The organism is Microbacterium sp. JAI119 (assembly GCF_013410135.1).
Taxonomy (GTDB): Bacteria; Actinomycetota; Actinomycetes; order Actinomycetales; family Microbacteriaceae; genus Microbacterium; species Microbacterium oxydans.
The window spans coordinates 49728-75418 of record NZ_JACCCK010000005.1 but is presented as its reverse complement, the minus strand read 5'-3'; the positions used below and the strand labels follow the sequence as shown (position 1 = coordinate 75418).

The following is a 25691-nucleotide window of genomic DNA, read 5'->3' as shown; positions in this document are numbered from 1 at the left end:
CTTCAGTCTACTTTTCTTCCGCTTCGTGGACGCGTCAGGCAGCCGCGAGTGCACGGTCGATGAGGGTGATGACGTTCTCGGTTCCTGCGCGGGTTCCGGCCGTCTGGGCAGCGGCAGCCATCTCCGCGATCCGCGCCCGGTCTTCGAGCAGCGGCACCACGATGCGCCGCACGGCATCGCCGTCGAAGGTCGCATCGTCGAGCAGCTCGGCGGCTCCGGCAGCGACGGCCGATGCGGCGTTCAGGCGCTGCTCGCCGTTTCCCACGGAGTACGGGACGTAGAGCGCGGGTATCCCCAGCGCGCTCACCTCGCTCACGGTCGCCGCACCGGAACGGGAGACGATCAGATCCGCGACGGCGAAGGCAAGATCCATGCGGTCGACGTAGCGGCGCAGCACGTAGCCGTCCGTACCGGGATCTGCCAGATCACTGCGCTCACCGGTCACGTGCAGCAGCTGCCATCCGGCGTCGAGGACGTCTCGCCATGAATCAGCGAGCGCCTCATTGAGTCGCTGCGCGCCCAGCGAGCCGCCGAAGACCAGGAGGACGGGCCGTTCGGGGTCGAGACCGAAGTAGTCCGCCGCTTCAGCGCGCGACGCCGCGCGGTCCAGAGCGATGACCTCTTGGCGCAGAGGCATGCCGACGACCTCGCCACCACGAAGCGGGGTCCCCTCGAACGCGACGCCGACGGCAGCTGCCCGCCGCGCACCGAGCACGTTCGCCAACCCCGGCTTGGCATTGGCCTCGTGCACGACGAACGGCACGCGCTCACGGCGAGCGGCGACATAGGCAGGCGCGGAAGCGTATCCCCCGAAGCCGACGACCACGTCGATGCCGTGCTGACGGATATGGGCGCGCACCTGGGAGACGGCGCGACGGAACCGTGCGGGGAACGACATCGCCTGCTTGTTCGGTCGGCGCGGGAACGGCACCTTGTCGACGATGAGGAGCTCGTAGCCGCGTGCAGGGACCAGACGGGATTCGAGCCCCTCGGCAGTGCCGAGCACGAGAACGGTGGCCTCGGGATCGCGGGCGCGGAGGCCATCGGCGACCGCGAGCAGGGGATTGACGTGACCGGCGGTGCCACCGCCGGCGAGGAGATACGAAGTCACCTGGTGACCCTACCCCGCTCAGCTGGTCGCTTCTCGGTCACAGGGATCGTGCGCGCGAATGCGAGCAGCACACCGCACGCGATCAGCACGGCGAGCAGAGCGGTACCGCCCTGCGACATGAATGGGAGCGGGACACCCATGACGGGGAAGACGCCGATGACGACGCCGACGTTCATGATGGCCTGGCCCACGATCCACACGGTGATGCCGCCGGCCGCCACCCGGATGAAGGGGTCGGAGGTCTTGCGGATGATGTGGAACGCGCCGATCGTGAAGAACGTGAAGAGGGCGAGAACGACGATGCACCCGATCAGTCCCAGCTCCTCGCCGACGATGGCGAAGATGAAGTCGTTGCCCGCCGCAGGGAGCCACCCGTACTTCTCCTGCGAGTTGCCGAGACCGAGACCGAAGATGCCACCGGTCGCCATTCCCCAGATCCCGTGGATCGACTGGTAGCAATCGGTGTAGTAGAGCGCCATGTTGTCGCACGTCGCGGTGATGCGCCGCATGCGATCCTCGCTGGACAGCGCATAGGCGAGCACGGCGACGACGCCGAGGATCAGCGGGATGATGAACAGCCGGAGCTTGACCCCCGAGAAGAACAGACAGCCGAGCAGGATGAGCACCAGGACCATCGCCGTGCCGAGGTCCTTCCCCGCGAGGACGGTGCCGATCGCCAGTGCCCCGACCGGGATCACCGGGATGAAGACGTGATGCCAGGTGCCGAGCATCGCGCGCTTGCGCAGCAGCACGGCCGCGATCCACAGGGCGAGAGCGAGCTTGAGGAACTCGGACGGCTGGAGCGTGAAGCCGGCGATCCGGATCCAGTTCCGGTTTCCGCCGTCTTCGATCCCGAGCGGGGTGAACACCAGCATCTGCAGGGCCACGGCGCCGAAGAGTGCCGGCCACGCCATCCGCTTGAGGAACTCGATCGGCAGGCGGCTGATCAGGAACATCAGCGGGATGCCGAGGAGTGCGAAAACCCCTTGACGAAGCACACCGTCCAGCGGATTGACGCCCTTGGACACGGCGGTGGCGCTGGTCGCCGACAACACCATCACGAGGCCGAACAGAGTGAGCAGCAGGGCGGTGGACGCGATCAGCAGGAACTCGGTCGACACCGGGGTGAACCGGCGTCCGAGCGAGACCCTGGCAGCGAGACCGCCGGCTTCAGAGCGCGGAGGGCGGGATACCTGTGTCATCGGCACTCCCCCGGTCGATCCAGTCCCGCACCGCCTCGGCGAAGCGGTGGCCCCGTTCCGCGTAGCCGGAGAACTGATCGAAGGATGCCGCCGCCGGGGCCAGCAGGACTGTTCCCTCGTCGTCGACGATTCCCGCGGCGATCTCCACGACACGGTTCATGACCTGTCCAGTGTCACCAGCATCGACCTCGAACACCGGCACCCCGGGCGCGTGTCGCCGGAATGCCGTGACCACGGCAGAGCGCTCGACGCCGATCACGACGGCCGCCCGGGCTGTCGTCCCGACGTCGGCGACGAGATCGGAGATGTCGACCCCCTTCAGATCCCCGCCGAGCACCCATACGGCGCCCGGGTACGCGCGCAATGATGACGCGGCCGCATGCGGGTTGGTGGCTTTGGAGTCGTCGATCCACGTGATGCCGCGATGCCGCGCGATCACCTGGATGCGGTGAGGATCGAGGCGGAAGGACTGCAGGGCCGTGTGGATGGCCTCGGGCTCGACGCCGAGCGACCGCGCCAAGGCGCTCGCTGCGAGGATGTTCTGCACGATATGGGGAGCGGCGAGACCCGCAGCCTCGAGGTCGGCGACGGTCGTCAGCTCGAGAGCGCTGCGAGACCGGTCGTCGAGGAAGGCCCTGTCGACGAGAAGGCCCTCCACCACGCCGAGGTCACTCGGACCGGGGATCCCCAGGTCGAAGCCGATCGCCCTGGCACCTTCGACGACCTCCGCTTCCTCGACCATCTGCCGTGTGGCCTCGTCCGCCTTGTTGTAGACGCACGCGATCCGGGTGTTGCGGTAGACCACGGCCTTCGCGTCGCGGTAGGCCTGAGCACTACCGTGCCAGACGAGATGATCGTCGGCGAGGTTGAGGCACACGGACGCGTAGGGGAAGAGCTCCCCCTCGGCCCGCGACTGCCCCAGGTACCAGAGCTGATGGCTGGAGAGTTCGACCACGAGGACGTCGAACCCTGCGGGGTCGCGTACCGCGTCGAGCACCGGCACACCGATGTTGCCGCACGGAGCCGCACGCAGTCCTCCCTCGACGAGGAGGGTGGCTGTCAGCTGGGTCGTCGTGGTCTTGCCGTTCGTGCCCGTGATGAGCACCCAGTCCGCCGGTGCGCCGTCGGAGCGCAGGACCTTGTCGCGGACGCGCCAGGCGAGTTCGACGTCTCCCCAGATCGCGATATCCGAATCCTGCGCCCATCGGATGACCGGGTGCGACGGCGAGAACCCCGGCGAGGCGACGATGACCTCGGGGGCGAACTCGACCAGTACGGCAGGGACTTCTGCAAGCGGACCCAGCTCGAGCCGGGCGCCGATGACAGGAAGCAGACGCTCGTACTCCTCTTCGGCGGCTTCGCTCAGCACGAGCACGTCCGCGCCGAGTTCGGCCAGCGTGTCGGCGACCGAGAACCCGGTCATGGAGAGGCCGAGCACGGCGACCCGCAGGCCGCTCCAGTCGGCGTTCCAGCTGGTGAGGCCTGCCAGCCGATCAGTCGACACGGGTCAGCCATTCGACGTAGAACAGACCGACGGCAGAGACGGCGAGCAGCCCGGCGATGATCCACATGCGGACCACGATCGTGACCTCGGACCAGCCGCGCATCTCGAGGTGGTGGTGGAACGGGCTCATCAGGAACAGTCGCTTGCCGCGCGTGATCTTGAAGTATGCGCGCTGCAGGATGACCGAACCGGAGGACAGGACGAAGACACCGGCGATCACGAGCAGGAGCAGCTCGGTCCGGGTCAGGATGGCCATCGCGGTGATGACACCACCGATCGCCATGGATCCGACGTCGCCCATGAAGACCTTCGCCTTGGGGGCGTTCCACCACAGGAATCCGATCAGGCTGGCGGCGAAGGACGCGGCGATGATCGCCAGGTTGAACGGGTCGCGCACTTCGTAGCATCCGCCCAGGGCATCGGGGTCTCCGCCGATGCAGGGCTGCTTGAACTGCCAGAAGGCGATGAGGCTGTACGCCCCGACGACGATGACGCCGGCTCCGGCCGCGAGACCGTCGAGACCGTCGGTCAGGTTCACGCTGTTCGAGGTGGCGACCCCGATGATCGAGATCCACACGAGATAGAGGATCCACCCGAGGATCACGCCGAAGGCGAAGAGGTTGAGCCAGGTGATGTCGCGGAACAGGGAGATCGCGGAACTCGCCGGCGTCTGGCCCCATTTGTTCGGGAAATTCAGCGCGACGATGCCGAAGGGGATCATGACCAGCAGCTGACCGATCACCTTGCGCCAGCCCGACAGTCCGAGACTGCGCTGGCTGCGCACCTTCATGTAGTCGTCGATGAACCCGACGGCACCGAAACCGACCATCAGCCAGATCACGAGCAGCGCCGAGAGCGCCGGCACCTCTCCGCTGACCAGAACACCGGTGAAGTAGCCCACCATCGAGCCGACGATGAAGATGACGCCGCCCATCGTCGGCGTTCCGCGTTTCGCTTCGTGGCTCGGGTTGTGGACGGACTCCGGGGTGCGGATCACCTGCCCCCAGCCCCACTTCCGGAAGAGCCGGAGGAAGACGGGGGTCAGGAACAGGGTGAAGGCGAGCGAGATCGCCGCCGACATGATGAGAGACCTCACGAGAACAATTCTCCCAGACGATCGCCGAGATGCCGGAGGCCCACGGAGTTGGATGACTTCACGAGCACGCGATCGCCGTCGCGGAGCTCGGTGCGCAGATACTCGAACGCCGCGTCCTGGTCGGGCAGATGCACAGCCTCGCTGTCCCACGAGCCCTCTCCGACGGCGGCGAGATACAGCCGTCGCGCCTCAGCGCCGACGACCACGATCCGCTGGATGTTCAGACGCACGGCGAGCAGCCCGATCCGGTCGTGCTCCTCCCCCGCGCTCTCCCCGAGCTCGCTCATGGCACCTAGGACGGCGACCGTGCGCTCTTCGGGGCCGGTGATCTGCGCGAGAGTGCGCAAGGCAGCGGCCATGGAATCCGGGCTGGCGTTGTAGGCGTCGTTGATGATCCGCACGCGGTCGTTGCCCAGGGGCTGCATCCGCCACCGTTCGGCGATCTCGACGGTCTCCAGACGAGCCACGGCATCGACGGGCGAGACGCCGAGGACCAGCGCCGAGGCGATCGCTGCCAGAGCGTTGGAGATGTGGTGAGCCCCGAGGACCCGGAGCCGCAGGGGCAGGCTCTGCCCGCCGACCTCGACGATGCAGGCGGTGCCGGAGGCCGACACCTCGATGTCGCGGGCCCGCACATCGGCCGTCGGGCCCTGGCCGAAGCCGACCGTGCGCAGCCCGCGGGAGTCCGCGAGCTCTCGCATCGCCGCGACTCTGGGGTCGTCGACGTTCAGGACGGCAGTCCCCGGCACCCGGGCCGCCGCGACGAGCTCGGCCTTGGCCTTCGCCGTCGCTTCGATTCCGCCGAAGCCGCCGGCGTGCGCCATGCCGACCATCAGCACCACGGCGATGTCGGGCTCCACGAGACCGGCGAGGTGGGCGATGCTCCCCGGAGCCGCCGCTCCGAACTCGCTCACGAGGTACCGCGTGCTCTCCGTGACACGAAGCATGGTGACGGGAGCGCCGACTTCGTTGTTGAACGACTTCACGGGCGCGACGGTCTCGCCCTCGTCCTCGAGGATGCGTGCGAGGAAGTTCTTGGTGGTGGTCTTGCCGTTGGATCCCGTGATGCCGATGATGCGGAGCTGACCTGCGGCTCGGACCCGCGCGACGACATCTCTGGCGAGTGCGCCGAGTGCGGTGACGGCATCCGCGACGATGATCTGGCTCACCGCGATGTCGACGGGATGCTCGACGATGGCCAGCACGGCGCCCGCCTCGACGGCGGATCCGACGAATCGGTGGCCGTCGGTCTCGGCTCCGGGTTTGGCCACGAAGATCGAGCCGGGGCCCATCATCCGCGAATCCGTGTCGACCAGGCCATCGACCACGGTCTCGGGTGTGTCTGGTGCGACCACGCGAAGATCACCGCCGACTGCGGCGGCGATCTCAGCGAGCGTCAGGGCGATCATGTCATCTCCATGCGCGGCTCTCGCCGACTATCCGAACTTGGGGAGGAGCTCGTCCATCGGGACAGAGGACGGCATCACGCGATAGGTTTTCATCACCTGCGTCATCGCCTTCTGGAAGGCGGATGCGGTGGCCGCGGACGATACAACCTTAGTCGGCTCGTCGAGGGTGACCACGACGACGTACTGCGGATCGTCGACCGGCGCGAAGCCCACCATGCTGGTGTAGTACACCCCGGACTTGTATCCACCGTTGCCGTCGGAGACCTGGGCAGTACCCGTCTTGCTGGTCACGCGGTAGCCCGGCACCTGGATGCGCTCCGCATTGCCGCCCTGCACCGCGACGTTCTCCAGCATCCGGGTGAGCTCGCCTGCCGTCTGCTCCTTGATGATCTGCTCGTGCTTCGGATCTGCCGGTGTGGTGACCTTGCCGTCGGATCCCGTGCACGACTCGACGAGCGAGAGATCGATCTTCTCTCCTCCGTTGGCGATCGCCTGGTAGGCGCCGGCGAGCTGGGCTGCCGTCACCGTGAAGTACTGACCGAACGTGGTCGTGTACAGCGACTGGCTGTCCCAGTCCTTGACGGGGTGCAGGATGCCGCCGACCTCGGACGGGAAGTCGAGCGTCTTGTCGCCGACCCCGAACCGCTCGAGGTAGTCGTAGCGGACCTCGGGACTCACCATGGTGCCGAACTTCGACAGTGCGACGTTCGACGAGTCGATGAGTCCGCCGGCGAGGGTGTAGTTGTAGGCGGGGTGGGTGAAGGCGTCGTTGACGACGGCGCCGTTCGGGAACTTCTCGCGAGAGGCCGCGCTGACGGTGCTGTAGGGGGTGAGGCCGGCGCCCTCGATGGCTGCAGCCGCGGTGATCGCCTTGAACGTCGAGCCCGGCTCGAAGTCCCTGTGGAAGATCTGGCTGGCCCTCGTCGCCGGTGTCGAAGCATCGAGATCGTTGGGGTCAAGCGCGGGCCATTCGGCCGCCGCCCTGATCTTGCCGGTCTTCACCTCGACCACCGTGACCGTGCCGCCCTTGGCGCCCTGGGTCTGCGCCTCCTCGGCGATCATCTGCTGCAGGTACCAGTTGAGGTCGCTGTTGATGGTCAACTGCACGGAGCCGCCGTTCACGGCGTCGACCGTGCGCTCGCTCCCGGGGATCACGACCCCGTCCTTGCCGATGCGATAGCTCTCCTCGCCGTCGACGGGCGCGAGGCAGGAGTCGTCCAGCTGCTCCACGCCGGCCTGCGCCTCGCCGGAGCTGTCGAGGTAGCCGAGGAGGTTCCCGGCGACCGCGCCGTTCGGGTAGACCCGGGTCTCGCGCGCCTTGAGTGCGAGATAGGAGCCGACTCCCAAGTCCCTCAGCTTCATGTACTGCTCGGTGTTCAGCCCCTTCTTGAGGGGTGCGTACTGGCTGTTCGGGTTCTCGGCGAGGGCGTTCGACACCAGCGCACGCACTTCCTCCCCGGTCTGCCCGGTGATGGCCGCGATCTTCTCGGAAGCCTCGGCCCACGGCAGCTTGGGGTCGTTCTCCTCCATGAGCATGATGACCTGGGGGCTGAGCTGAGCGTCGTAGACCATCACGCTGGAGGCGAGCACTGTCCCGGAGGAGTCGACGATCGATCCGCGCTGTCCGGAGATGGCTGAACTCGCCCCGATGTGCTCGAGAGAGTCGGAGACATGCTCGTCGGCGCTGACCACCTGGATGTCGACCAGCCGCACGACGAAGGCGCACAGCACCGAGAGGATGACGGCGAGGGCGACGACTGTGCGTCGCCGCGGTCCGCGGGTGGCTCGTGTCGTCATGGGATCTCTCCGTCGATCGTGGGTGTCAGTGCGTCGTGGGGCTCGGCAGGCCGTCGGTGATCGACGGCGGAAGCTCTTGTGTCGGCTGCTCGGTCGTCGCTGCGCCGTCCGTCTCCTGTGCAGGAGGGGGCGGCGGTTCCACGATGAGCGAGTTGCTCACGGCTCCGACGCCGTCAGGGTTGACCGTAGAAGTCCAATCGGCGCCGTCGCCGGTACCGAAGACGGCTCCATCGCTGAGGCGCAGATACGACGGCGATCCGGCGACCACCATTCCGAGTCCGGCCGCGCTGCTCGCGAGCACCTGCGGGGAGCTGACCCCGGTCAGTTCCTCCTGGAGAGCGTGCGTCTTGAGGTTGAGTTCGCGCTGCTGCGACGAGAGACTGGCGAGGGTGAACGAGTCCTGGGTGATCGCGAGCGAGAGCGCGATCTGCGCGGCGCCGATCGCGAGCGCTCCCCCCAGCGCGACGAGCGCATAGGCGAGCTTGGGCTTGCGGCGGGCGGCGGGATGCGTGACCGGCTGCAGCTTCCGCTGCGGAGTCTTCTCCGGCGCGACCGGCTGTACCGGCTTCCGGACGACGGCGTTCAGGCTCATGCGCTCTCCCGCAGCTTCTCGGCGGCGCGCAGACGCACCGGGATCGCCCGCGGGTTGCGCGCGCGCTCATCATCGTCGGCGAGTTCTGCGCCCTTGGTCAGGATGCGGAATCGCGGGGCGTGTTCGGGGAGTTCGACCGGAAGACCGGCAGGTGCGGATGAGGCGGCCGCGGCGGCGAACGCCTGCTTCACGAGGCGGTCTTCGAGCGACTGATACGACATCACGACGATGCGTCCTCCGACGCTGAGCGCATCCATGGCCGAGGGGATCGCGTCGGCCAGCACATTGAGTTCCGTGTTGACCTCGATGCGCAGCGCCTGGAAGACGCGCTTGGCGGGGTGGCCCGCTCGTTGCGCGGCAGCGGGAGTAGCCGCGATGAGGATGTCGACCAGCTCGCCCGACCGCGTGATGGGCTGCTTCTGACGTGCCTCGATGATGAAGCGGGCGTAGCGGCCGGCGAGCTTCTCCTCGCCGTACCGCTCGAAGATGCGACGGAGGTTGCCTTCGCTGTACGTGGCGATGACATCGGCGGCGGTGACGCCCTTGGTCTGGTCCATCCGCATGTCGAGCGGAGCGTCCTTGGAGTACGCGAAGCCGCGCTCGGCCTCGTCGAGCTGCAGGGAGGACACCCCGAGATCGAACAGGATGCCGGACGCGCCCTGCGCATGCAGGCCGATCTCGTCATACACCGTGTGTACGAGAGTCACACGGTCGCGGAAGCGGGCCAGCCGCTCCCCCGCGATGCGCAGCGCATCGGTGTCGCGGTCGAGCCCGACCAGACGGATGTTCGGGAAGCGTTCGAGCAGCGCCTCTGAGTGGCCGCCCATGCCGAGGGTGGCGTCGACGAGGACCGCACCGTCCGCGTGAAGGGAAGGAGCGAGCAGCTCGACACAGCGGTCGAGCAGGACGGGGGTGTGGATGTCTCGGAGGTTCATGATCTTTCTCGGGGTGACCTTCGGCTCTGATCCCCCTCCGCTTCTCGACCCGGCACCGGGGAAGTGTGTCGGGGCGGGAGCGGCGGGGCATCACAGCCGTGGTCAGAAGAGTCCCGGAATCACCTCCTGCTCGAGGTCGGAGTAGGTCTCCTCGCCGGCGGCGAGGTAGGCGTTCCAGCTCTCCGCGTCCCAGATCTCGGCGTGGGCGCCGACTCCGGTGACGATGAGTTCCTTCTGCAGACCTGCGTACTGACGCAGGTGCGCCGGGATGGTGATGCGGTTCTGGCTGTCTGGCATCTCCGCGCTGGCTCCGGAGAGGAACAGGCGCATGAAGTCACGCGCCTGCTTGTTGGCGAGCGGTGCCTGCCGGATCCGCTCGTGCATCGCCTCGAACTCGGCCGTGCTGAACACGTAGAGGCACCGTTCCTGCCCTCGGGTGACGACGATGCCGCCGCCGAGGTCTTCGCGGAACTTCGCAGGAAGGATGACCCGTCCTTTGTCGTCCAGCTTCGGAGAGTGCGTACCCAGCAACATCGGCCACCACCCCCTCTGCGTCCGGCCAACTCGAGGTGCGCCCCACTTTACTCCACTTTCCTCCACATACCTACGACCAATCCGCAGACGATCGCGGTCAGTGCGAGCGGGCACGCCAAAAAACCGCGAGATTCCGCGGTGGAGGAAGGTGGAGGATGAGTGGAGGGATCTGCCGGGTCAGCGGCCGACCCTCCCCCGCCCGGCGTTAACGACCGAAGCCCGGATGCTGAGCATCCGGGCTTCGGTGGTGAAGATGTGAGAGAGGTCAGTGACCGTCTTGGCGTCGATCCCATCGATCGTTCATACGATCCATGAACGACGCGGATTCCTGTCGCTTCGGTGCGGAGTGCTCTCGCGGTGCCGTCGCGGTCGTCCGCCGAACGGGCGTCACGGCCACCATGACTCCGGCGAGCATCGCCGCGAAACCGACGACGCCGACGACGATTCCCCAGACACCGCCGAGGATGACTCCGGCGACCAGACCACCGACACCGGCGAGCAGCAGGAGCGCACCGTAGACGAGATTTCGGTAGCTCAGAGCTCGGTCACCGGACGGCGCGGTCACGACGTCGGCATCATTGTGAAGGAGATGGCGTTCCATCTCGTCGAGCAGACGCTGCTCCTGTTCGGAGAGTGGCATTTCGTCCCCCTCGGGTATCGTGCCTTCCATTCTACGCGCGCGAAGGCGTCCGGGGCTAGCAGTTCGACCCACCCTTGCTTTACGTATGCTGGGAGTCGTGCCGTCCTCCTCCCCCGTCCCCGACGCCGTCGCCGCACACCTCGACCGTTTCCTCTCGCGGATGCGGGACGAAGCGACGGACTACGGTCCGGACGCGGCGGCGTTCCTCGACGCGGCCGCCGGCACCCTCGACGGCGGCAAACGCCTGCGTGCGCGCTTCTGCCATGCGGGTTGGCGTGCCGTCTCGGCTTTCAGAGACCGCGACGCGACAGAGCCCGATGCACTGTGGGACATCTGCACCGCGCTGGAGATCTTCCAGTCCGCGGCGCTCGTCCACGATGATCTGATCGACAACTCGGACACACGCCGTGGCCGTCCGGCCGCGCACCGTGCCCTCGAGGCCTCCCACCGCGCCGCGGGATGGGCGGGCGACGCAGACGCCTTCGGCCGCGCCTCAGCGATCCTCCTCGGCGATCTCCTCGTCGCCTGGAGCGATGACCTGCTGGAATCGGCCCTCGACGGGCAGGCGCACGCACGCGCCGTGCGTTCCGAGTACGCGAGGATGCGGAGGGATGTCACGACCGGTCAGTTCCTCGACATCGCCGAGGAATCGGCGTGGAGCGTGAACGACGGGAGCCTGCACGCGGAACGGGCGTTGCGCGTGGCATCGCTCAAGTCCGCGAGGTACAGCATCGAGCAACCTCTGGTTCTCGGCGGCGCGTTCGCCGGGGCCGAGCCTGATCAGACGGAGGCGCTGCGCCGCTTCGGACATCCCGTCGGCATGGCCTTCCAGCTGCGCGACGATGTGCTCGGAGTGTTCGGCGACCCGTCCGTCACGGGCAAGCCGACCGGGGACGACCTCCGGGAGGGCAAGCGAACCGTCCTGATCGCTCTCACCAGGCAGACGCTGGACGCGTCCGCGCGGAACCTGCTGGACGAGATGCTGGGCGACCCGGAGCTCACGCCGCAGCAGGTGACGTTCCTCCAGGCCACCATCCGCGACTCGGGGGCCGTGGATCAGCTGGAGGCGATGATCACCGGCTATGCCCGCGACGCCGATCGCGCCCTGTCAGGCGCCCGACTGGACAACGCCGCGGTCGGTGAGCTGCGTGATCTCGCACGAGCGGCGACGGTGCGCTCGGCCTGACGGATCAGGCGAGCGTGCGCGCCAAGCGCCGCACGGAACTCTTGTGCCCGGCCAGCAGGGCGTCGATCGGGGAACGCCCCAGGCTCTCCTCCTCCGCGAGGAGCCAGTCGATCAGCTCGTCGTCGGTGAACCCGGCGTCCTGAAGCACGATCACGGTGCCACGCAGTGAGCTCAGCGGGTGTCCGTCGACGATGAAGACGGACGGCACCGCGAATGCTCCGTTGCGACGAGAGCCGACGAGATAGTGCTCATCGATCAGACGGCGCACACGGCCGAGGGGTTCGTCGAGCACCTCGACGAGGTCGGGCATCGTCAGCCACTCGACGGCGGCAGGGGTTCCGGCAACGTTCTCAGACACGTCGCCCACTATCTCACCTCCGGATGATCTGCGCATGTCGGCACTCCAGTCACACTGTTCACTTGCGTCACTTCTGTTGACTTCTGTTTACATCCGTGTCAGCGTGAAAAGCTCGAAAAAAGGGGGCAGACCTTGACTCTGAAGACCGCCACACGGCGAACGCGACACCTGCAGATCGGAGTGCCTGCAGCGGTGCTCGGAGCACTGGCGACCACTCTCACCGCTGCGCCGGCCGGAGCGACTGTGCACGCGGACACGACTGCCGTCGAGCGGCCTCGCCTACTTCCGGCACGCGTCGCACCCGCCGAGACCGCACCATCGACCTACCGCGTCCAGCCCGGCGACACGGTTTCGGCGATCGCCTCGCGCTTCGGATTGCGCACGGTCGATGTCCTGACCTGGAACGGACTCTCCTGGCGCTCGGTGATCCACCCCGGCCAGACACTCACGCTCGCGCCCTCGCCCGCGCCGGCAGCCCCTGCGACGCCCCAAGCCCCTGCTCCCGCGGCCGCCGCGACGCATCAGGTCGTCTCCGGCGACACCGTGTACGCCATCGCCCGGAAGTACGGGACGTCCGTCGATGCCGTCCTCGCGGCGAACGGGCTCACACGCGCCTCGGTGATCTACCCCGGCCAGAACCTCGTCATCAGCGGCTCGGTCGGCGCGCCGACTGCTGCCGCTCCCATAGCGGCCGCGGCGCCGACTCCGGCTCCGGCCCCGGCGTCCGCCGCGTCCCATACCGTCGTCGCAGGCGACACCCTGTTCGGCATCGCGCAGAAGTACGGCACCACCACGCAGGCGCTGTACGCCGCGAACGGTCTCGGGCCGTCGTCGATCATCTACCCGGGCCAGGCCCTCTCCCTCCAGGGCACTCCGCCGACAGCGCCTGCACCGGCCCCGTCGGCGACCCCCTCGGCGGCGGGTGGCCCGCAGACAGCGGTGCTGACGGCCGAGCAGGCCTCGAACGCCGCGCTCATCATCCGCGTCGGCCGCGAGATCGGGGTGTCCGATCGGGCGATCGCGATCGCTCTCGCCACCGGCATGGTCGAGTCGGGTCTGCGAAACCTCGACTGGGGCGACCGCGACTCACTCGGCATCTTCCAGCAGCGTCCGAGCACCGGCTGGGGAACGCCGGCCCAGATCATGGACGCCGATCGGAGCACTCGCGTGTTCTACGGAGGGCAGAGCGACCCCAACGGCCAGGTGACCCGCGGGCTTCTCGACATCCCCGGCTGGGAGAACATGGCCTTCACCGACGCTGCTCAGGCGGTCCAGATCTCGGCCTATCCGGAGAGGTACGGACAGTGGGAGGCGCAAGCATATGCCTGGCTCGCGCTCCACGGTTGACGATATCCGGGAAAACCCGCAGGTGCGAGGGGTGAGCCGCTCCCCTGTCTTTCAGGCAGTTCTCCATAGAATTCTGACGTGACGACCAATCAGCAGGCCGACCCCCTCATCGGGCGGCTTGTCGACGGCCGGTACCGCGTCCGCGCTCGCATCGCTCGGGGTGGCATGGCGACGGTGTACGTCGCGACCGACCTCCGCCTCGAACGACGCATCGCTCTCAAGGTGATGCACGCGCACCTCAGCGACGACTCCGCTTTCCAGAGCCGCTTCATCCAGGAGGCGAGAGCCGCTGCCCGCCTGGCCGACCCCCATGTCGTGAATGTGTTCGACCAGGGGCAGGATGGCGAACTCGCCTATCTCGTGATGGAGTACCTCCCCGGCATCACGCTGCGTGAGCTCCTCCGCGAGCAGAAACGTCTGACGATCCCGCAGACCATCACGATCATGGACGCGATCCTGGCGGGCCTCTCTGCGGCGCACCGCGCGGGGATCGTACATCGCGATGTGAAGCCGGAGAACGTCCTCCTCGCGGAAGACGGTCGCATCAAGATCGGCGACTTCGGATTGGCACGGGCGACCACCGCGAACACCGCGACCGGACAGCAGCTGCTCGGGACGATCGCCTACCTCGCCCCCGAACTCGTCACGCGCGGCACCGCCGATGCCCGCAGCGACATCTACGCCCTCGGCATCATGCTCTACGAGATGCTGGTCGGCGAACAGCCGTACAAGGGCGAGCAGCCGATGCAGATCGCGTTCCAGCACGCCACGGAATCGGTACCGCGTCCCAGCGTGCGCAATCCTGCCGTGCCGGAGCAGCTCGACGAGCTCGTGCTCTGGGCCACCGAGAAGTCACCGGACGATCGACCGGACGATGCCCAGCAGATGCTCGAGCGCCTGCGGGAGATCGAGCGCGACCTCGGCATCGCCCCGACCGCGGCCAGAGCCACCGCCCCGCAGCACAGCCACGGTGATTCCGGAGACCTCACCAAGGTGATGCCGGGCACCATGCCCCTCGCCGACCCCACGGCTCCCGTCCCTGCGACACTGGACAACGCGACGCTCCTGCGCAGACGCGCATCCAAACGTCGCGCCCGCGGTGCCTTCCTGCTCGCTCTCGTCCTGCTGCTCGCGGTGCTCGCCGGCGGGGTCGGCTGGTGGTTCGGTTCCGGCCCTGGTTCGCTCATCGCCGTACCAGCCGTCGCCGGCGGCACGTACGACGCGGCAGCAGCGACCCTGACCGAAGCCGGGTTCGTCCCCACGCAGAAGGACGAGTTCTCCATCGACATCCCCGCCGGAACGGTGATCGAGACCGATCCGGCCGAGGGCGTGCGCCTCGACAAGGGCGCCTCGGTCTCCGTGATCGTCTCCGCAGGACCGGCGTCCCACACCCTCGATCCGCTGAACGGACGCGCCGAGCAGGATGCGCGCGACTACCTGGCCGGACTCAACGTCAATGTCACGGACACCTCGCTGCTGCTCTTCTCCGACGCCGACGCCGGCATCGTCATCAACGCCTCCGTCACGCCCAGGGCGGGCGGGGAGTCATACATCTGCGGCGACGGGTGCGAGATCTTCGAGGACGACACCGTCGAGCTGTTCGTCTCGGCCGGCGAGTTCCCCGACGTCGCCGGCATGTCGGTCGACAAGGCGACGTCCACCCTCACGGACAAGGGACTCACCGTCACCGCCGACCCGCAGTACGTCTTCAGCGACAGCGTGTCCAAGGATGTGGTGATCGGTGTCGCCGATCGCGCAGAAGAGGGCAACTGGCGGCCGGGAGACAGCGTGCAGCTGATCGTCTCGAAGGGCCCGGAGCTCTTCCCCGTGCCCGACGTCTCGGGCAAGACCCTGAATGAGGCGAAGAAGATCCTCTCGGACAAGGGTTTCAAGTCGACCTACGCCGCCTGGGGAGACCTGCCCGGTTTCGCCGAGATGGCCAAGGTCACCGGCCAGGATCCGGGCTCGGACAAGTCCCTCCCGCGTGGCGGCACCGTGAACCTCTCGATTCAGCTCAGCGGCTGAGAGGCCCTACCCGTTCGGTCGAGCGCTCGCATGTGCGACGAAGAACGAAAAGGAGCCGCCCTCCCCGATGGTCTCGGGGAGGGCGGCTCCTTTTCGTCCCGTGTGGGAGGTCAGCGCTTCTCGAGCTCCTCCGCCACCAGGAAGGCGAGCTCGAGCGACTGCATGTGATTCAGACGCGGGTCGCACAGGCTCTCGTAGCGAGTGGCCAGGGCCGCCTCGTCGATCTGCTCGGACCCGCCGAGGCACTCGGTGACGTCGTCGCCGGTCAGCTCGACGTGGATGCCGCCGGGGAACGTGCCGACCGCGCGGTGCGCTTCGAAGAAGCCCTGCACCTCGTCGACGACGTCGTCGAAGCGACGCGTCTTGTAGCCGGTCGGCGTGGTGATGCCGTTGCCGTGCATCGGGTCGGTGACCCACAACGGCTGGGCGCCGGAGTCACGGACCGCTTCGAGCAGCGGCGGCAGGGCGTCGCGGATCTTGCCCGCTCCCATGCGCGTGATGAAGGTCAGGCGCCCGGGCTCGCGCTCGGGGTCGAGCTTGTCGATCAGCGCGAGGGCGGTCTCGGGCGACGTGGTCGGTCCGAGCTTCACTCCGATGGGATTGCGGATCTTGGAGAAGTAGTCAACGTGCGCACCGTCGAGCTCACGCGTGCGCTCTCCGATCCAGAGGAAGTGGGCGGAGGTGTTGTACGGCGTGTCCGTGCGCGAGTCGATGCGCGTCATCGGACGCTCGTAGTCCATCAGCAGACCCTCGTGCCCGGTGAAGAACTCGACGCGCTTGAGTTCGTCGAAGTCGGCTCCCGCCGCTTCCATGAACTTGATCGCGCGGTCGATCTCCGCCGCCATGCGCTCGTACCGCTGGTTGGCCGGGTTCTGCGCGAAGCCCTTGTTCCAGGAGTGCACCTCGCGGAGATCGGCGAACCCGCCCTGCGTGAAGGCACGGATCAGGTTCAGCGTCGATGCCGCCGTGTGGTAGCCCTGCAGCAGTCGACCGGGATCGGCCGTGCGGGAGCCCTCGGTGAAGTCGTAGCCGTTCACGATGTCGCCGCGGTACGCGGGCAGCGTGACGTCGCCACGGGTCTCGGAGTCGCTCGAGCGCGGCTTCGCGAACTGCCCCGCCATGCGGCCCATCTTGACGATGGGCATCGAGGCGCCGTACGTGAGCACGACCGCCATCTGCAGCACCGTCTTGATGCGGTTGCGGATCTGCTCGGCAGTCGCTCCGGCGAAGGTCTCGGCGCAGTCGCCGCCCTGGAGCAGGAACGCCTGGCCGGACGCCGCGCGCGCGAGCCGGTCGCGAAGGTTGTCGACCTCGCCGGCGAAGACCAGCGGCGGGAGGGTCGCGATCTGCTGGGAGACGTCGGCGACGCGGTCCGCGTCGGGCCACTGCGGCTGCTGCTTGATGGGAAGCGAGCGCCATGCATCAAGGGCTTCGATGTGGTGCGGGAGCATGCGTTCCAGCCTAGTGGTCGCCGGTACCACCGAGATCCGCGTCGGGCCTATGTGACGCGGGTCGGGATCCGGTCCTTGACCGTCGACGCGTAGACGTCTTCGTACTTCTGCTCACCGAGACGCTGGAGCGCCACCATGATCTCGTCCGTGACCGAGCGGAGGATGTACCTATCGTTCTCCATGCCGGCGTATCGGGAGAAGTCGAGCGGCTCCCCGATCACGATTCCGACCCGCACGATGCGGGGCAGTCGCCTTCCGATGGGCATCGCTGTGTCGGTGTCGACCATGATCACCGGCACGACGGGGACCTTCGCCTCGAGCGCCATCCTGGCGATGCCGGTCCGGCCCCGGTACAGCTTGCCGTCGGGGCTACGCGTCCCCTCGGGGTAGATCCCGAGCAGATCGCCCCCGCCCAGCACCTGGAGCCCCGTGTTGAGTGACGCCTCGGAAGCCTTGCCACCCGATCGGTCGATGGGGATCTGCCCGGTGGCCTTCATGAAGAACTTCGTCGCCCACCCTTTGAGGCCCCGACCGGTGAAGTAGTCGCTCTTGGCGAGGAAGGACATCGACCGGTCGATGACCAGTGGAAGGAAGATGGAGTCTGCGAACGAGAGATGATTGCTCGCCAGGATCGCCGCCCCGTTCGCGGGCACGTTGTTCCTCCCCACGATCCACGGGCGGAACACCGCCTTGACCACGGGGCCGATCACCACGTACTTCATCAGCCAGTAGAACATCGTGGTGAAGTCTAGCGCCGCGCCCGGGCTCCGACCGAGCGGTCTCTTCGGCTCTCCCGCTTCCGCGACCCAGTTCCACCTGGAGAGCGACTGGGTTCCATGCCCTAGACTCGATGGAAGTCCGTGCCCGACCGGTACCGAAGGAGCTGCCGTGGTCCAGTTTGAAGTCCCCGCGATCGTCCCCGCCGATCCCGACGCGAACGTCGCCGACCTCCTGGTGAAGCGCGTGGAGGCGACGCCGGATCGGGCGTTGTTCTCCGTCCCGGAGGGAGACGGGTGGCGCGACATCTCCGCCGCCGACTTCCAGACCGCGGTGATCGCCCTCGCGAAGGGCTTCGCCGCAGCAGGCATCCAGCCCGGAGAGAAGGTCGGCTTCCTGGCGCGCACCACATACGAGTGGACCCTCGTCGACTTCGCGTTGTTCTATACCGGCGCCGTGATGGTGCCGATCTATGAGACCAGCTCCCCCTCGCAGATCCAGTGGATCCTCGAAGACTCCGGTGCGATCGCGCTCATCGTGGAGTCGCCGGAGCATTTCGCCCGCGTCGACGAGGTGCGCGGCGACCTGCCGCTGCTCCGCGAAGTCTGGCAGCTGCACCTCGGAGCGATCGACACTCTGACGGCCCAGGGCGCGTCGGTGAGCGACTCCGAGATCGAGCGCCGGCGAAACCTCGCTGTCGGTTCCGATATCGCGACGCTCATCTACACCTCGGGGTCCACAGGCCGCCCGAAGGGATGCGTCCTCACGCACAGCAACTTCGTCGAGCTGTCGCGCAACTCGGCGAAGGCACTGGACGAAGTCGTCCAGACGCCCGGCGCATCCACACTCCTCTTCATCACCACCGCGCACGTGTTCGCGCGATTCATCTCGATCCTCGATGTCCACGCCGGAGTGCGCACCGGGCACCAGCCCGACACGCGCCAGCTCCTGCCTGCACTCGGGTCGTTCAAGCCGACCTTCCTCCTCGCCGTGCCGCGCGTCTTCGAGAAGGTCTACAACTCGGCAGAGCAGAAGGCGGAAGCCGGGGGCAAGGGGAAGATCTTCCGCGCCGCCGCCGAGGTCGCGGTCGAGCACTCGAAGCTGCTCGAGGAGGGCAAGCCGATCCCGTTCGGCATGAAGCTCAAGTTCGCGCTGTTCAACAAGCTCGTCTACAGCAAGCTCCGTGAGGCCATGGGCGGCAACGTCGTCTACGCGGTGTCCGGCTCCGCTCCCCTGGGCTCACGACTCGGACACTTCTTCCACAGCCTCGGTGTGGTGATCCTCGAGGGCTACGGCCTGACGGAGACGACGGCCCCCGCGACGGTGAACCTGGCGGACAAGTCGAAGATCGGCACCGTCGGTCCCGCTCTCCCCGGCGTCGGTGTGCGTCTCGCCGACGACGGCGAGATCGAGGTCCGCGGCATCAACGTGTTCAAGGAGTACTGGAACAACCCGGAGGCGACGGCCGACGCCTTCAGCGAAGGCGGCTGGTTCCACACGGGCGACATCGGCAGCTTCGACTCCGAGGGATTCCTGACGATCACCGGCCGCAAGAAGGAGATCATCGTCACCGCCGGCGGCAAGAACGTCGCACCCGCCGCGCTCGAGGACCCGATCCGCGCGAACCCGATCATCGGGCAGGTCGTCGTGGTCGGCGACCAGCGTCCGTTCATCTCGGCCCTGGTGACGCTCGACCCCGAGATGCTCCCGACATGGCTCGCGAACAACGGACTCGAGGGCACGATGTCGCTCGCCGATGCTTCGAAGAACGCGGCGGTGCGCGCGGAGGTGCAGCGTGCGGTCGATGCCGCGAACGGCCGTGTCTCGCGCGCGGAGTCGATCCGCAAGTTCACGATCCTCGACTCCGAGTGGACGGAAGCCTCCGGTCACCTGACGCCGAAGCTCTCGATCAAGCGCAACATCATCATGAACGACTTCGCCGACGAGATCGCCGCGATCTATGACGAGCCCGTCGCCACCACGAACGTGCCGATCGGCGGCTGACCCTGAGCACACGAAGAAGGGCCCCGCAGGTGCGGGGCCCTTCTTCGTGTGCTCATCAGAACCAGGAACTCTCCCGCACCTCCCGCATCGCGATCTTGCGCGTTTCCGGGTCGAGGCGAGTCAGGAAGAGCTTGCCGTCCAGATGATCGGTCTCGTGCTGCAGAGCCTGGGCGAGGAGGCCCTCGCCTTCGAGGACCACCGGGTTGCCGTCGAGGTCGATTCCCTCCACGCGTGCCCATGGATGGCGCTGCGCGTCGTGCCACAGGCCGGGGACCGAGAGGCAGCCCTCCCCCGTCGGCTCGGGCTCGCCGCGGACTTCGGTCAGCACGGGGTTGAGGACATATCCGATGTCACCGTCGATGTTGTAACTGAACGCGCGCAGGGCGACGCCGATCTGAGGCGCGGCCACGCCTGCGCGCCCGGGGAGCTCGACGGTATCGACCAGGTCTGCGACGAGGGCGCGCACTCCGTCGTCGATCTCCTCGATCGGGGCGCAGACCGTGCGCAGGACGGGGTCGCCGAAGATGCGGATCTCGCGGACGGCCATCAGGCGGCCTTCGCCCGGAGGCCCTCGACGAGCAACGCGGCGAGTTCGCGGGCGGCGATCCGTGTCTCCGGCAGGAGGTTGGCGAACACGATCGCCCCTCCCCCGGCGATCTGCGGGTCGTACGGCACGCGGACGACACTCCTGGCCCGCGTGGCGAAGTGCGCCTGCAGTTCGTTCAGACGCACGAGCGGAGCGCCCGGCGTGGACTGATTGAGGACGACGATCGCCTCCCGCGCCTGCTCCGCGTACCCGTTGGTCTCGAGCCACGTGAGCGTCTCGGATGCGAGTCTCGCCTCGTCCACGCTGAGCCCCGAGACGATGACGATCTGATCCGCCAGGTCGAGGGTCGCCGACATCACCGAGTGGACGATCCCCGTCCCCGTGTCGGTGAGGACGAGCGAGTAGTAGTGAGCGGCGACGTCCGCGACGTCGCGGTAGTCGCTGTCGCTGAAGGCCTCAGCGATGCGCGGGTCGGCATCGGAGGCCAGGACGTCGAGGCGTGTCGCGTCACGCGCAACGATCGCGGAGATGTCGTGGTAACCCCTGACGTCGTCGTGGATCCGGACGAGGTCGCGCACCGACTTGCTGTGGTTCGGTCGCACGATACGCTCCGCGAGCGTGCCACGGTCGGGGTTCGCGTCGACCGCGATCACCCGGTCCTCACGCGCATCGGCCAGGGCCATGCCCAGGAGCGCGGTGATCGTGGTCTTGCCCACCCCTCCCTTGCGGGAGAGCACCGGCACGAAGCGCGCTCCGCCCGCGATCGGCGCCGCGATCCGTGCGGAAAGGGCTTTGCGCTCCCGCGCGCGGCGCCCGTCGCCGATGTTGATCCGCCGGCCGGAGACCGCGTACAGCAGATGACTCCACGCTCCCTCAGGCTCGGGCTTGGTGATCTGATGCGGATCGAGCAGTCGGTCTGCCGTCAGCAGATCAGCGGATTCGCGTGAGGATTCGCCCAGCTCATCCAGGCGCTTCGACGTGAGTGTCACGTCCGCGCGACCCGCCGGGCGTGCCGGCTGGGCCACGACGGGCCTCTCTTCGGGGATGGACACGGTGGTCTCCTTCTCAGCGGGTGTCCGCACGGCGGGTGCCGGTGCAGATGCCGTCGTCTCGGTCCGGGCCTGAGCGAGGAAACGCGCCGCAGCCTCTTCCTCGGCAGCCTCTTCCTCGGCAGTCTCTTCTGCGGCAGCCGCTTCCTCGGCAGCACGCTCACGAACGGCGTCGGGAGCGTCGGCGATCGAGTCGCCGGGCTCCTCGTCATCGACGATCACGGCATCGATGACGGCGTCCGCATGCGGACGCGAACCGATCGCTGTCGCATCGATCGCGATCGGCTCGATCACGGGCGAATCGATCACACCGGTGACGACATCGGGCTCTGCGGGCGGCTCCTCCGCCGACGCCGCATCGATCGAGGGTGCCTCGGGCAACGGCTTCGTCTTCGTCTTCGCCGGAAACGCCGTCTCCTGTTCGACGGCAGGCACCGGATCGATCACGAGGTCTCCGATGACCTCGCCGTCGATCACCTCGTCGTCGGCGAGATCGTCGTCCTCGTTCATGGGCAGGGTCACACGGACCTGGGCCGTCCCGCCGAGGATGCCGATACCGGCCGTGTCGAGAGACGCGGCTTCGTCGAGCACCCCCAGCGAGTCGTCCTCGGGGTCGGTGGTGTTCTTCGGTGTCACGATGTCGCTCCAAGCCTGCGCGAGCCCCGGGTGCGCACGGATGCGCGGCCCTCGCCCGCACAAGATTAGTGCGCCGGGCGGATCACGACCAAAAGATCTCCGGCGTCCACCTGCTGCGTCTCGGCGATGGCGTGCCGCTCGATGACACCGTCGACGGGTGCGGTGATGGCCGCCTCCATCTTCATCGCCTCGATGGATGCGACGGGTTCACCGGCGTGCACGGTGGCCCCCACCTCGGCCTTCAACGTGACGACACCGGAGAACGGTGCGGCGACCTGGCCGGGAACCGAGGTGTCCGCCTTCTCCACCTCGATCGCATCGACCTTGACCGCGCGATCACGGACGAACACCGGACGAAGCTGCCCGTTGAGGGTGGTCATGACCGTGCGCATGCCCTTGTCATCCGCGTCGCCGATGGCCTCGAGTCCCACGTAGAGCCGCACGCCCCGGTCGATCTCGACCTGATGCTCCTGGCCGGCGACGAGGCCATAGAGGTAGTCGCTGGTGTCGAGCACCGAGAGGTCGCCGAACAGTTCACGGCGCTCGGCGAACTCCGCACTCGGCGCAGGGAACAGCAGGGTGTTGAGCCGCGCTCTGCGCTCAGAGCTGGTGCCACCGAGCGCTGCTTCATCGTCCGCGGTGATCGCCGTGATCCCGGTGCGCACCGACCGTCCTGCGAGGACCTTGGTACGGAACGGCTCTGGCCATCCGCCGGGAAGGTCGCCGAGTTCACCAGCCATGAATCCGACGACCGAGTCCGGCACGTCGTACTTCTCGGGGTTGGCCTCGAAGTCGGCCGGATCGGCTTTCACCGCCGCGAGATGGAGCGCGAGGTCTCCGACGACCTTCGACGACGGCGTGACCTTGGGCACCCGCCCGAGGATGCGGTCCGCGGCGGCGTACATGTCCTCGATGAGTTCGAAGTCGTCGGCCAGACCGAGTGCCTTCGCCTGCTGCCGGAGGTTGGAGAGCTGGCCGCCGGGGATCTCGTGGTGGTAGACACGGCCCGTGGGTCCGGGCAGTCCCGACTCGAAAGGCGCATACTGGCGACGGACCGCCTCCCAGTACGGCTCCAGGTCGGAGACCGCTCCCAGGGAGATGCCGCTGTCGCGCTCCGTGTGGGAGAGCGCAGCCACCAGGGACGACAGCGAGGGCTGGCTCGTGCTCCCCGAGAGGGGTGCCGATGCGGCGTCCACCGCGTCGACGCCGGCCGCGCTGGCGGCGAGAAGCGTGGCGAGCTGGCCTCCGGGGGTGTCGTGCGTGTGCAGATGCACGGGCAGGTCGAAGCGCTCGCGCAGCGCCGTCACCAGCTTGGCCGCCGCCGCGGGTCGCAGCAGACCAGCCATGTCCTTGATGGCGATGATGTGCGCGCCAGCTTCGACGATCTGATCCGCCAGGCCCAGGTAGTAGTCGAGCGTGTAGAGGTCTTCTGCCGGATCGAGCAGGTCACCGGTGTAGCAGAGCGCGACCTCGGCGACGGCGGTCCCCGTGTTGCGGACGGCCTCGATCGCCGGACGCATCTGCTCGACGTCGTTGAGGGCGTCGAAGATGCGGAAGATGTCCACCCCGCTGGCGGCCGCCTCGGCGACGAACGCCTCGGTCACCGCGGTGGGGTACGGGGTGTATCCGACCGTGTTGCGCCCGCGCAGCAGCATCTGGATCGCCACGTTCGGGAGCGCGGCCCTGAGCTTGTCGAGTCTCTCCCAGGGGTCTTCGCCGAGGAAGCGCAGCGCGACGTCGTATGTCGCCCCTCCCCACGCCTCGACCGACAGCAACTCGGGAGTCAGCCGTGCGAGATAAGGAGCCGCGGCGACGAGGTCCTTCGTGCGCACACGCGTGGCGAGGAGGGACTGATGCGCGTCACGGAAGGTGGTGTCGGTGATCGCCAGCGCCGTCTGCGCACGGAGACTGCGGGCGAAACCCTCCGGTCCCCGTTCGAGAAGCCTCTGGCGAGAGCCCGGAGCCGGCTCGGTCGTCAGATCGACGGAAGGAAGCTTGGCGACCGGATCGATGACGCCGGGGTGTGCACCGTGCGGCTTGTTCACCGTGACGTCGACCAGCCAGTTGAGCAGCTTCGTTCCACGGTCCTTCGAAACCCGGCCACGCAGCAGCTCTGGACGCTCATCGATGAAGGACGTGCTGACGTCACCAGCGATGAACGCGTCATCTTCCAGGAGAGCCTGGAGGAAGGGGATGTTGGTGGAGACACCCCGGATGCGGAACTCCGCGAGCGCTCGACGTGCGCGGGCGACCGCCGCAGGGAAGTCACGACCGCGGCACGTGAGCTTCGCGAGCATCGAGTCGAAGTGAGGGCTGATCTGTGCGCCCTGGTGCACCGTGCCGCCGTCGAGACGGATGCCGGCGCCTCCCGGCGAGCGGTAGGTGGTGATCTTGCCGGTGTCAGGACGGAATCCCTGAGTGGGATCCTCCGTCGTGATCCGGCATTGGAGCGCCGCTCCGCGCAGGTGCAGATTCTGCTGCTGCAGACCGAGGTCGGCGAGGGTCTGGCCGGAGGCGATGCGCATCTGGCTCTGCACGAGGTCGACGTCGGTGACCTCCTCTGTGACCGTGTGCTCGACCTGGATGCGCGGATTCATCTCGATGAAGACGACCTCGCCCGTGCGCTCCCCCGCGGTCTCCAGCAGGAACTCGACGGTTCCCGCGTTCTCGTAGCCGATCGACCGGGCGAAGGCCACGGCGTAGCCGTGCAGCGCCGTCCGCACGCTGTCGTCGAGGTTCGGCGCCGGAGCGATCTCCACGACCTTCTGGTGGCGCCGCTGCACCGAACAGTCGCGCTCGAACAGGTGGACCGTCTCACCCGTCTTGTCGGCGAGGATCTGCACCTCGATGTGCCGAGGGCGCACGACCGCCTGCTCGAGGAACATCCGGGCGTCCCCGAACGCGCTCGCAGCTTCCCGCATCGCCTCCGCGAGAGCGGGCGCGAGATCACCTGCCGTCTCGACACGACGCATCCCGCGGCCTCCACCACCGGCCACGGCCTTGGCGAACAGCGGGAAGCCGATCTCCGCCGACTGGGCGACGAGTGCATCGACGTCGTCGGAGGCTTCTGTGGATCGCAGCACCGGCACTCCGGCCTCGACCGCGTGCCGCTTCGCCTCGACCTTGTTCCCCGCCATCTCGAGCACATTCGAGGGTGGGCCGATGAACACGATGCCGTTCGCTGCGGCCTTCTCGGCGAGCTCCGGGTTCTCGGAGAGGAACCCGTACCCGGGGTAGATCGCATCGGCGCCGGACTCCAGCGCGACCCGGATGATCTCGTCGACGTCGAGGTAGGCGCGGACGGGATGACCGCGTTCGCCGATCTCATAGGCCTCATCGGCCTTCAGCCGATGCACGGAGCCGCGATCTTCGTAAGGGAACACCGCGACGGTGCGCGCTCCCACTTCGACTGCCGCACGGAAGGCGCGGATCGCGATCTCGCCGCGATTCGCCACAAGGATCTTCTGGAACATGCACACCTCTGGAAGCTCGATGCGCAGCTTTTTCGATGCGCATGGGGCGGGGCTGAGTGTTCCCCCAGCCTAGGGGAA

20 protein-coding genes are annotated in these 25691 nt (G+C 67.6%); 4 read left to right on the top strand and 16 right to left on the bottom strand.

Features of this window, described 5'->3' with window-relative positions:
* Positions 1 to 34: 34 nt before the first annotated feature.
* From HDC31_RS17560 to HDC31_RS17515, 10 genes are all read right to left on the bottom strand, one after another.
* Entirely contained in the window at positions 35 to 1111 is a 1077-nt protein-coding gene (locus HDC31_RS17560; RefSeq protein WP_058632799.1) for a glycosyltransferase, read from the bottom strand.
* Positions 1108 to 2313: a putative lipid II flippase FtsW gene (gene ftsW / locus HDC31_RS17555; RefSeq protein WP_113680245.1), complete on the bottom strand. Its 1206-nt coding sequence runs from the start codon at positions 2311 to 2313 to the stop codon at positions 1108 to 1110. Before ftsW ends, HDC31_RS17560 begins: the two co-directional genes overlap by 4 nt.
* Entirely contained in the window at positions 2282 to 3817 is a 1536-nt protein-coding gene (gene murD / locus HDC31_RS17550; protein WP_113680232.1) for a UDP-N-acetylmuramoyl-L-alanine--D-glutamate ligase, read from the bottom strand. Before murD ends, ftsW begins: the two co-directional genes overlap by 32 nt.
* The gene (mraY, locus tag HDC31_RS17545) at positions 3807 to 4913 is read right to left on the bottom strand and encodes a phospho-N-acetylmuramoyl-pentapeptide-transferase (RefSeq protein ID WP_046749324.1); all 1107 of its coding nucleotides are present in this window, start codon (positions 4911 to 4913) and stop codon (positions 3807 to 3809) included. Before mraY ends, murD begins: the two co-directional genes overlap by 11 nt.
* Complete coding sequence (gene murF, locus HDC31_RS17540) at positions 4910 to 6322, bottom strand: UDP-N-acetylmuramoyl-tripeptide--D-alanyl-D-alanine ligase (protein WP_179516387.1); 1413 nt, start codon at positions 6320 to 6322, stop codon at positions 4910 to 4912. The genes mraY and murF overlap by 4 nt, the downstream gene beginning before the upstream one ends.
* 27 nt (positions 6323 to 6349) lie before the next feature.
* Positions 6350 to 8119, bottom strand: coding sequence for a penicillin-binding protein 2 (locus HDC31_RS17535; protein ID WP_058632795.1), 1770 nt, complete (start codon positions 8117 to 8119; stop codon positions 6350 to 6352).
* 25 nt (positions 8120 to 8144) lie between these two features.
* On the bottom strand, positions 8145 to 8711 hold the full coding sequence (locus HDC31_RS17530) for a hypothetical protein (RefSeq protein ID WP_046749327.1): 567 nt from the start codon (positions 8709 to 8711) through the stop codon (positions 8145 to 8147).
* Positions 8708 to 9646, bottom strand: a complete 939-nt coding sequence (rsmH, locus tag HDC31_RS17525) for a 16S rRNA (cytosine(1402)-N(4))-methyltransferase RsmH (RefSeq protein ID WP_046749328.1) — start codon at positions 9644 to 9646, stop codon at positions 8708 to 8710. Before rsmH ends, HDC31_RS17530 begins: the two co-directional genes overlap by 4 nt.
* Before the next feature lie 102 nt (positions 9647 to 9748).
* On the bottom strand, positions 9749 to 10180 hold the full coding sequence (mraZ, locus tag HDC31_RS17520; RefSeq protein ID WP_017830220.1) for a division/cell wall cluster transcriptional repressor MraZ: 432 nt from the start codon (positions 10178 to 10180) through the stop codon (positions 9749 to 9751).
* Between the two features lie 265 nt (positions 10181 to 10445).
* Positions 10446 to 10820 (bottom strand): DUF3040 domain-containing protein, encoded by a 375-nt coding sequence (locus HDC31_RS17515; RefSeq protein WP_046749329.1) that lies wholly within the window; start codon positions 10818 to 10820, stop codon positions 10446 to 10448.
* Positions 10821 to 10917: 97 nt separating this feature from the next.
* Between HDC31_RS17515 and HDC31_RS17510 the strand changes: the two genes are divergently transcribed.
* The gene (locus tag HDC31_RS17510) at positions 10918 to 12006 is read left to right on the top strand and encodes a polyprenyl synthetase family protein (RefSeq protein ID WP_308431919.1); all 1089 of its coding nucleotides are present in this window, start codon (positions 10918 to 10920) and stop codon (positions 12004 to 12006) included.
* Positions 12007 to 12010: 4 nt separating this feature from the next.
* On the opposite strand, the gene HDC31_RS17505 is transcribed toward HDC31_RS17510, so the two are convergent.
* Positions 12011 to 12373, bottom strand: a complete 363-nt coding sequence (locus HDC31_RS17505; protein ID WP_371861849.1) for an Rv2175c family DNA-binding protein — start codon at positions 12371 to 12373, stop codon at positions 12011 to 12013.
* A 123-nt stretch (positions 12374 to 12496) separates the two neighbouring features.
* Between HDC31_RS17505 and HDC31_RS17500 the strand changes: the two genes are divergently transcribed.
* Both HDC31_RS17500 and pknB read left to right on the top strand, forming a co-directional pair.
* Positions 12497 to 13711 carry a LysM peptidoglycan-binding domain-containing protein gene (locus HDC31_RS17500; RefSeq protein WP_218867900.1) on the top strand — a complete coding sequence of 405 codons (1215 nt, stop codon included), beginning with the start codon at positions 12497 to 12499 and terminating at the stop codon, positions 13709 to 13711.
* Positions 13712 to 13789: 78 nt separating this feature from the next.
* Positions 13790 to 15736: a Stk1 family PASTA domain-containing Ser/Thr kinase gene (gene pknB / locus HDC31_RS17495; protein ID WP_058632791.1), complete on the top strand. Its 1947-nt coding sequence runs from the start codon at positions 13790 to 13792 to the stop codon at positions 15734 to 15736.
* A 110-nt stretch (positions 15737 to 15846) separates the two neighbouring features.
* Here pknB and HDC31_RS17490 read toward each other — a convergent pair whose 3' ends face one another.
* Positions 15847 to 17187 (bottom strand): class II 3-deoxy-7-phosphoheptulonate synthase, encoded by a 1341-nt coding sequence (locus HDC31_RS17490; protein WP_113680234.1) that lies wholly within the window; start codon positions 17185 to 17187, stop codon positions 15847 to 15849.
* A 47-nt stretch (positions 17188 to 17234) separates the two neighbouring features.
* Positions 17235 to 17924 carry a 1-acyl-sn-glycerol-3-phosphate acyltransferase gene (locus tag HDC31_RS17485; RefSeq protein ID WP_046749333.1) on the bottom strand — a complete coding sequence of 230 codons (690 nt, stop codon included), beginning with the start codon at positions 17922 to 17924 and terminating at the stop codon, positions 17235 to 17237.
* 151 nt (positions 17925 to 18075) lie between these two features.
* On the opposite strand from HDC31_RS17485, the gene HDC31_RS17480 reads away from it, so the two are divergent.
* A complete protein-coding gene (locus HDC31_RS17480; RefSeq protein WP_058632789.1) occupies positions 18076 to 19908 on the top strand; it encodes a long-chain fatty acid--CoA ligase in 1833 nt (610 codons plus the stop codon).
* Between the two features lie 55 nt (positions 19909 to 19963).
* Here HDC31_RS17480 and def read toward each other — a convergent pair whose 3' ends face one another.
* The 3 genes from def to HDC31_RS17465 form a co-directional block, all read right to left on the bottom strand.
* Complete coding sequence (gene def / locus HDC31_RS17475) at positions 19964 to 20455, bottom strand: peptide deformylase (RefSeq protein ID WP_046749335.1); 492 nt, start codon at positions 20453 to 20455, stop codon at positions 19964 to 19966.
* Complete coding sequence (locus HDC31_RS17470) at positions 20455 to 22140, bottom strand: MinD/ParA family protein (RefSeq protein WP_179516385.1); 1686 nt, start codon at positions 22138 to 22140, stop codon at positions 20455 to 20457. Before HDC31_RS17470 ends, def begins: the two co-directional genes overlap by 1 nt.
* Positions 22141 to 22205: 65 nt before the next feature.
* Entirely contained in the window at positions 22206 to 25613 is a 3408-nt protein-coding gene (locus HDC31_RS17465) for a pyruvate carboxylase (protein ID WP_113680237.1), read from the bottom strand.
* Positions 25614 to 25691: the final 78 nt, after the last annotated feature.

Bases quoted from the DNA above. Each gene is read 5' to 3' on its own strand.
- HDC31_RS17535 (WP_058632795.1), bottom strand. From the start codon at position 8,119: ATGACGACACGAGCCACCCGCGGACCGCGGCGACGCACAGTCGTCGCC.
- HDC31_RS17465 (WP_113680237.1), bottom strand. From the start codon at position 25,613: ATGTTCCAGAAGATCCTTGTGGCGAATCGCGGCGAGATCGCGATCCGC.
- murF (WP_179516387.1), bottom strand. From the start codon at position 6,322: ATGATCGCCCTGACGCTCGCTGAGATCGCCGCCGCAGTCGGCGGTGAT.
- HDC31_RS17515 (WP_046749329.1), bottom strand. From the start codon at position 10,820: ATGCCACTCTCCGAACAGGAGCAGCGTCTGCTCGACGAGATGGAACGC.
- rsmH (WP_046749328.1), bottom strand. From the start codon at position 9,646: ATGAACCTCCGAGACATCCACACCCCCGTCCTGCTCGACCGCTGTGTC.
- HDC31_RS17485 (WP_046749333.1), bottom strand. From the start codon at position 17,924: ATGTTCTACTGGCTGATGAAGTACGTGGTGATCGGCCCCGTGGTCAAG.
- def (WP_046749335.1), bottom strand. From the start codon at position 20,455: ATGGCCGTCCGCGAGATCCGCATCTTCGGCGACCCCGTCCTGCGCACG.
- ftsW (WP_113680245.1), bottom strand. From the start codon at position 2,313: ATGACACAGGTATCCCGCCCTCCGCGCTCTGAAGCCGGCGGTCTCGCT.
- mraZ (WP_017830220.1), bottom strand. From the start codon at position 10,180: ATGTTGCTGGGTACGCACTCTCCGAAGCTGGACGACAAAGGACGGGTC.
- HDC31_RS17490 (WP_113680234.1), bottom strand. From the start codon at position 17,187: ATGCTCCCGCACCACATCGAAGCCCTTGATGCATGGCGCTCGCTTCCC.
- HDC31_RS17530 (WP_046749327.1), bottom strand. From the start codon at position 8,711: ATGAGCCTGAACGCCGTCGTCCGGAAGCCGGTACAGCCGGTCGCGCCG.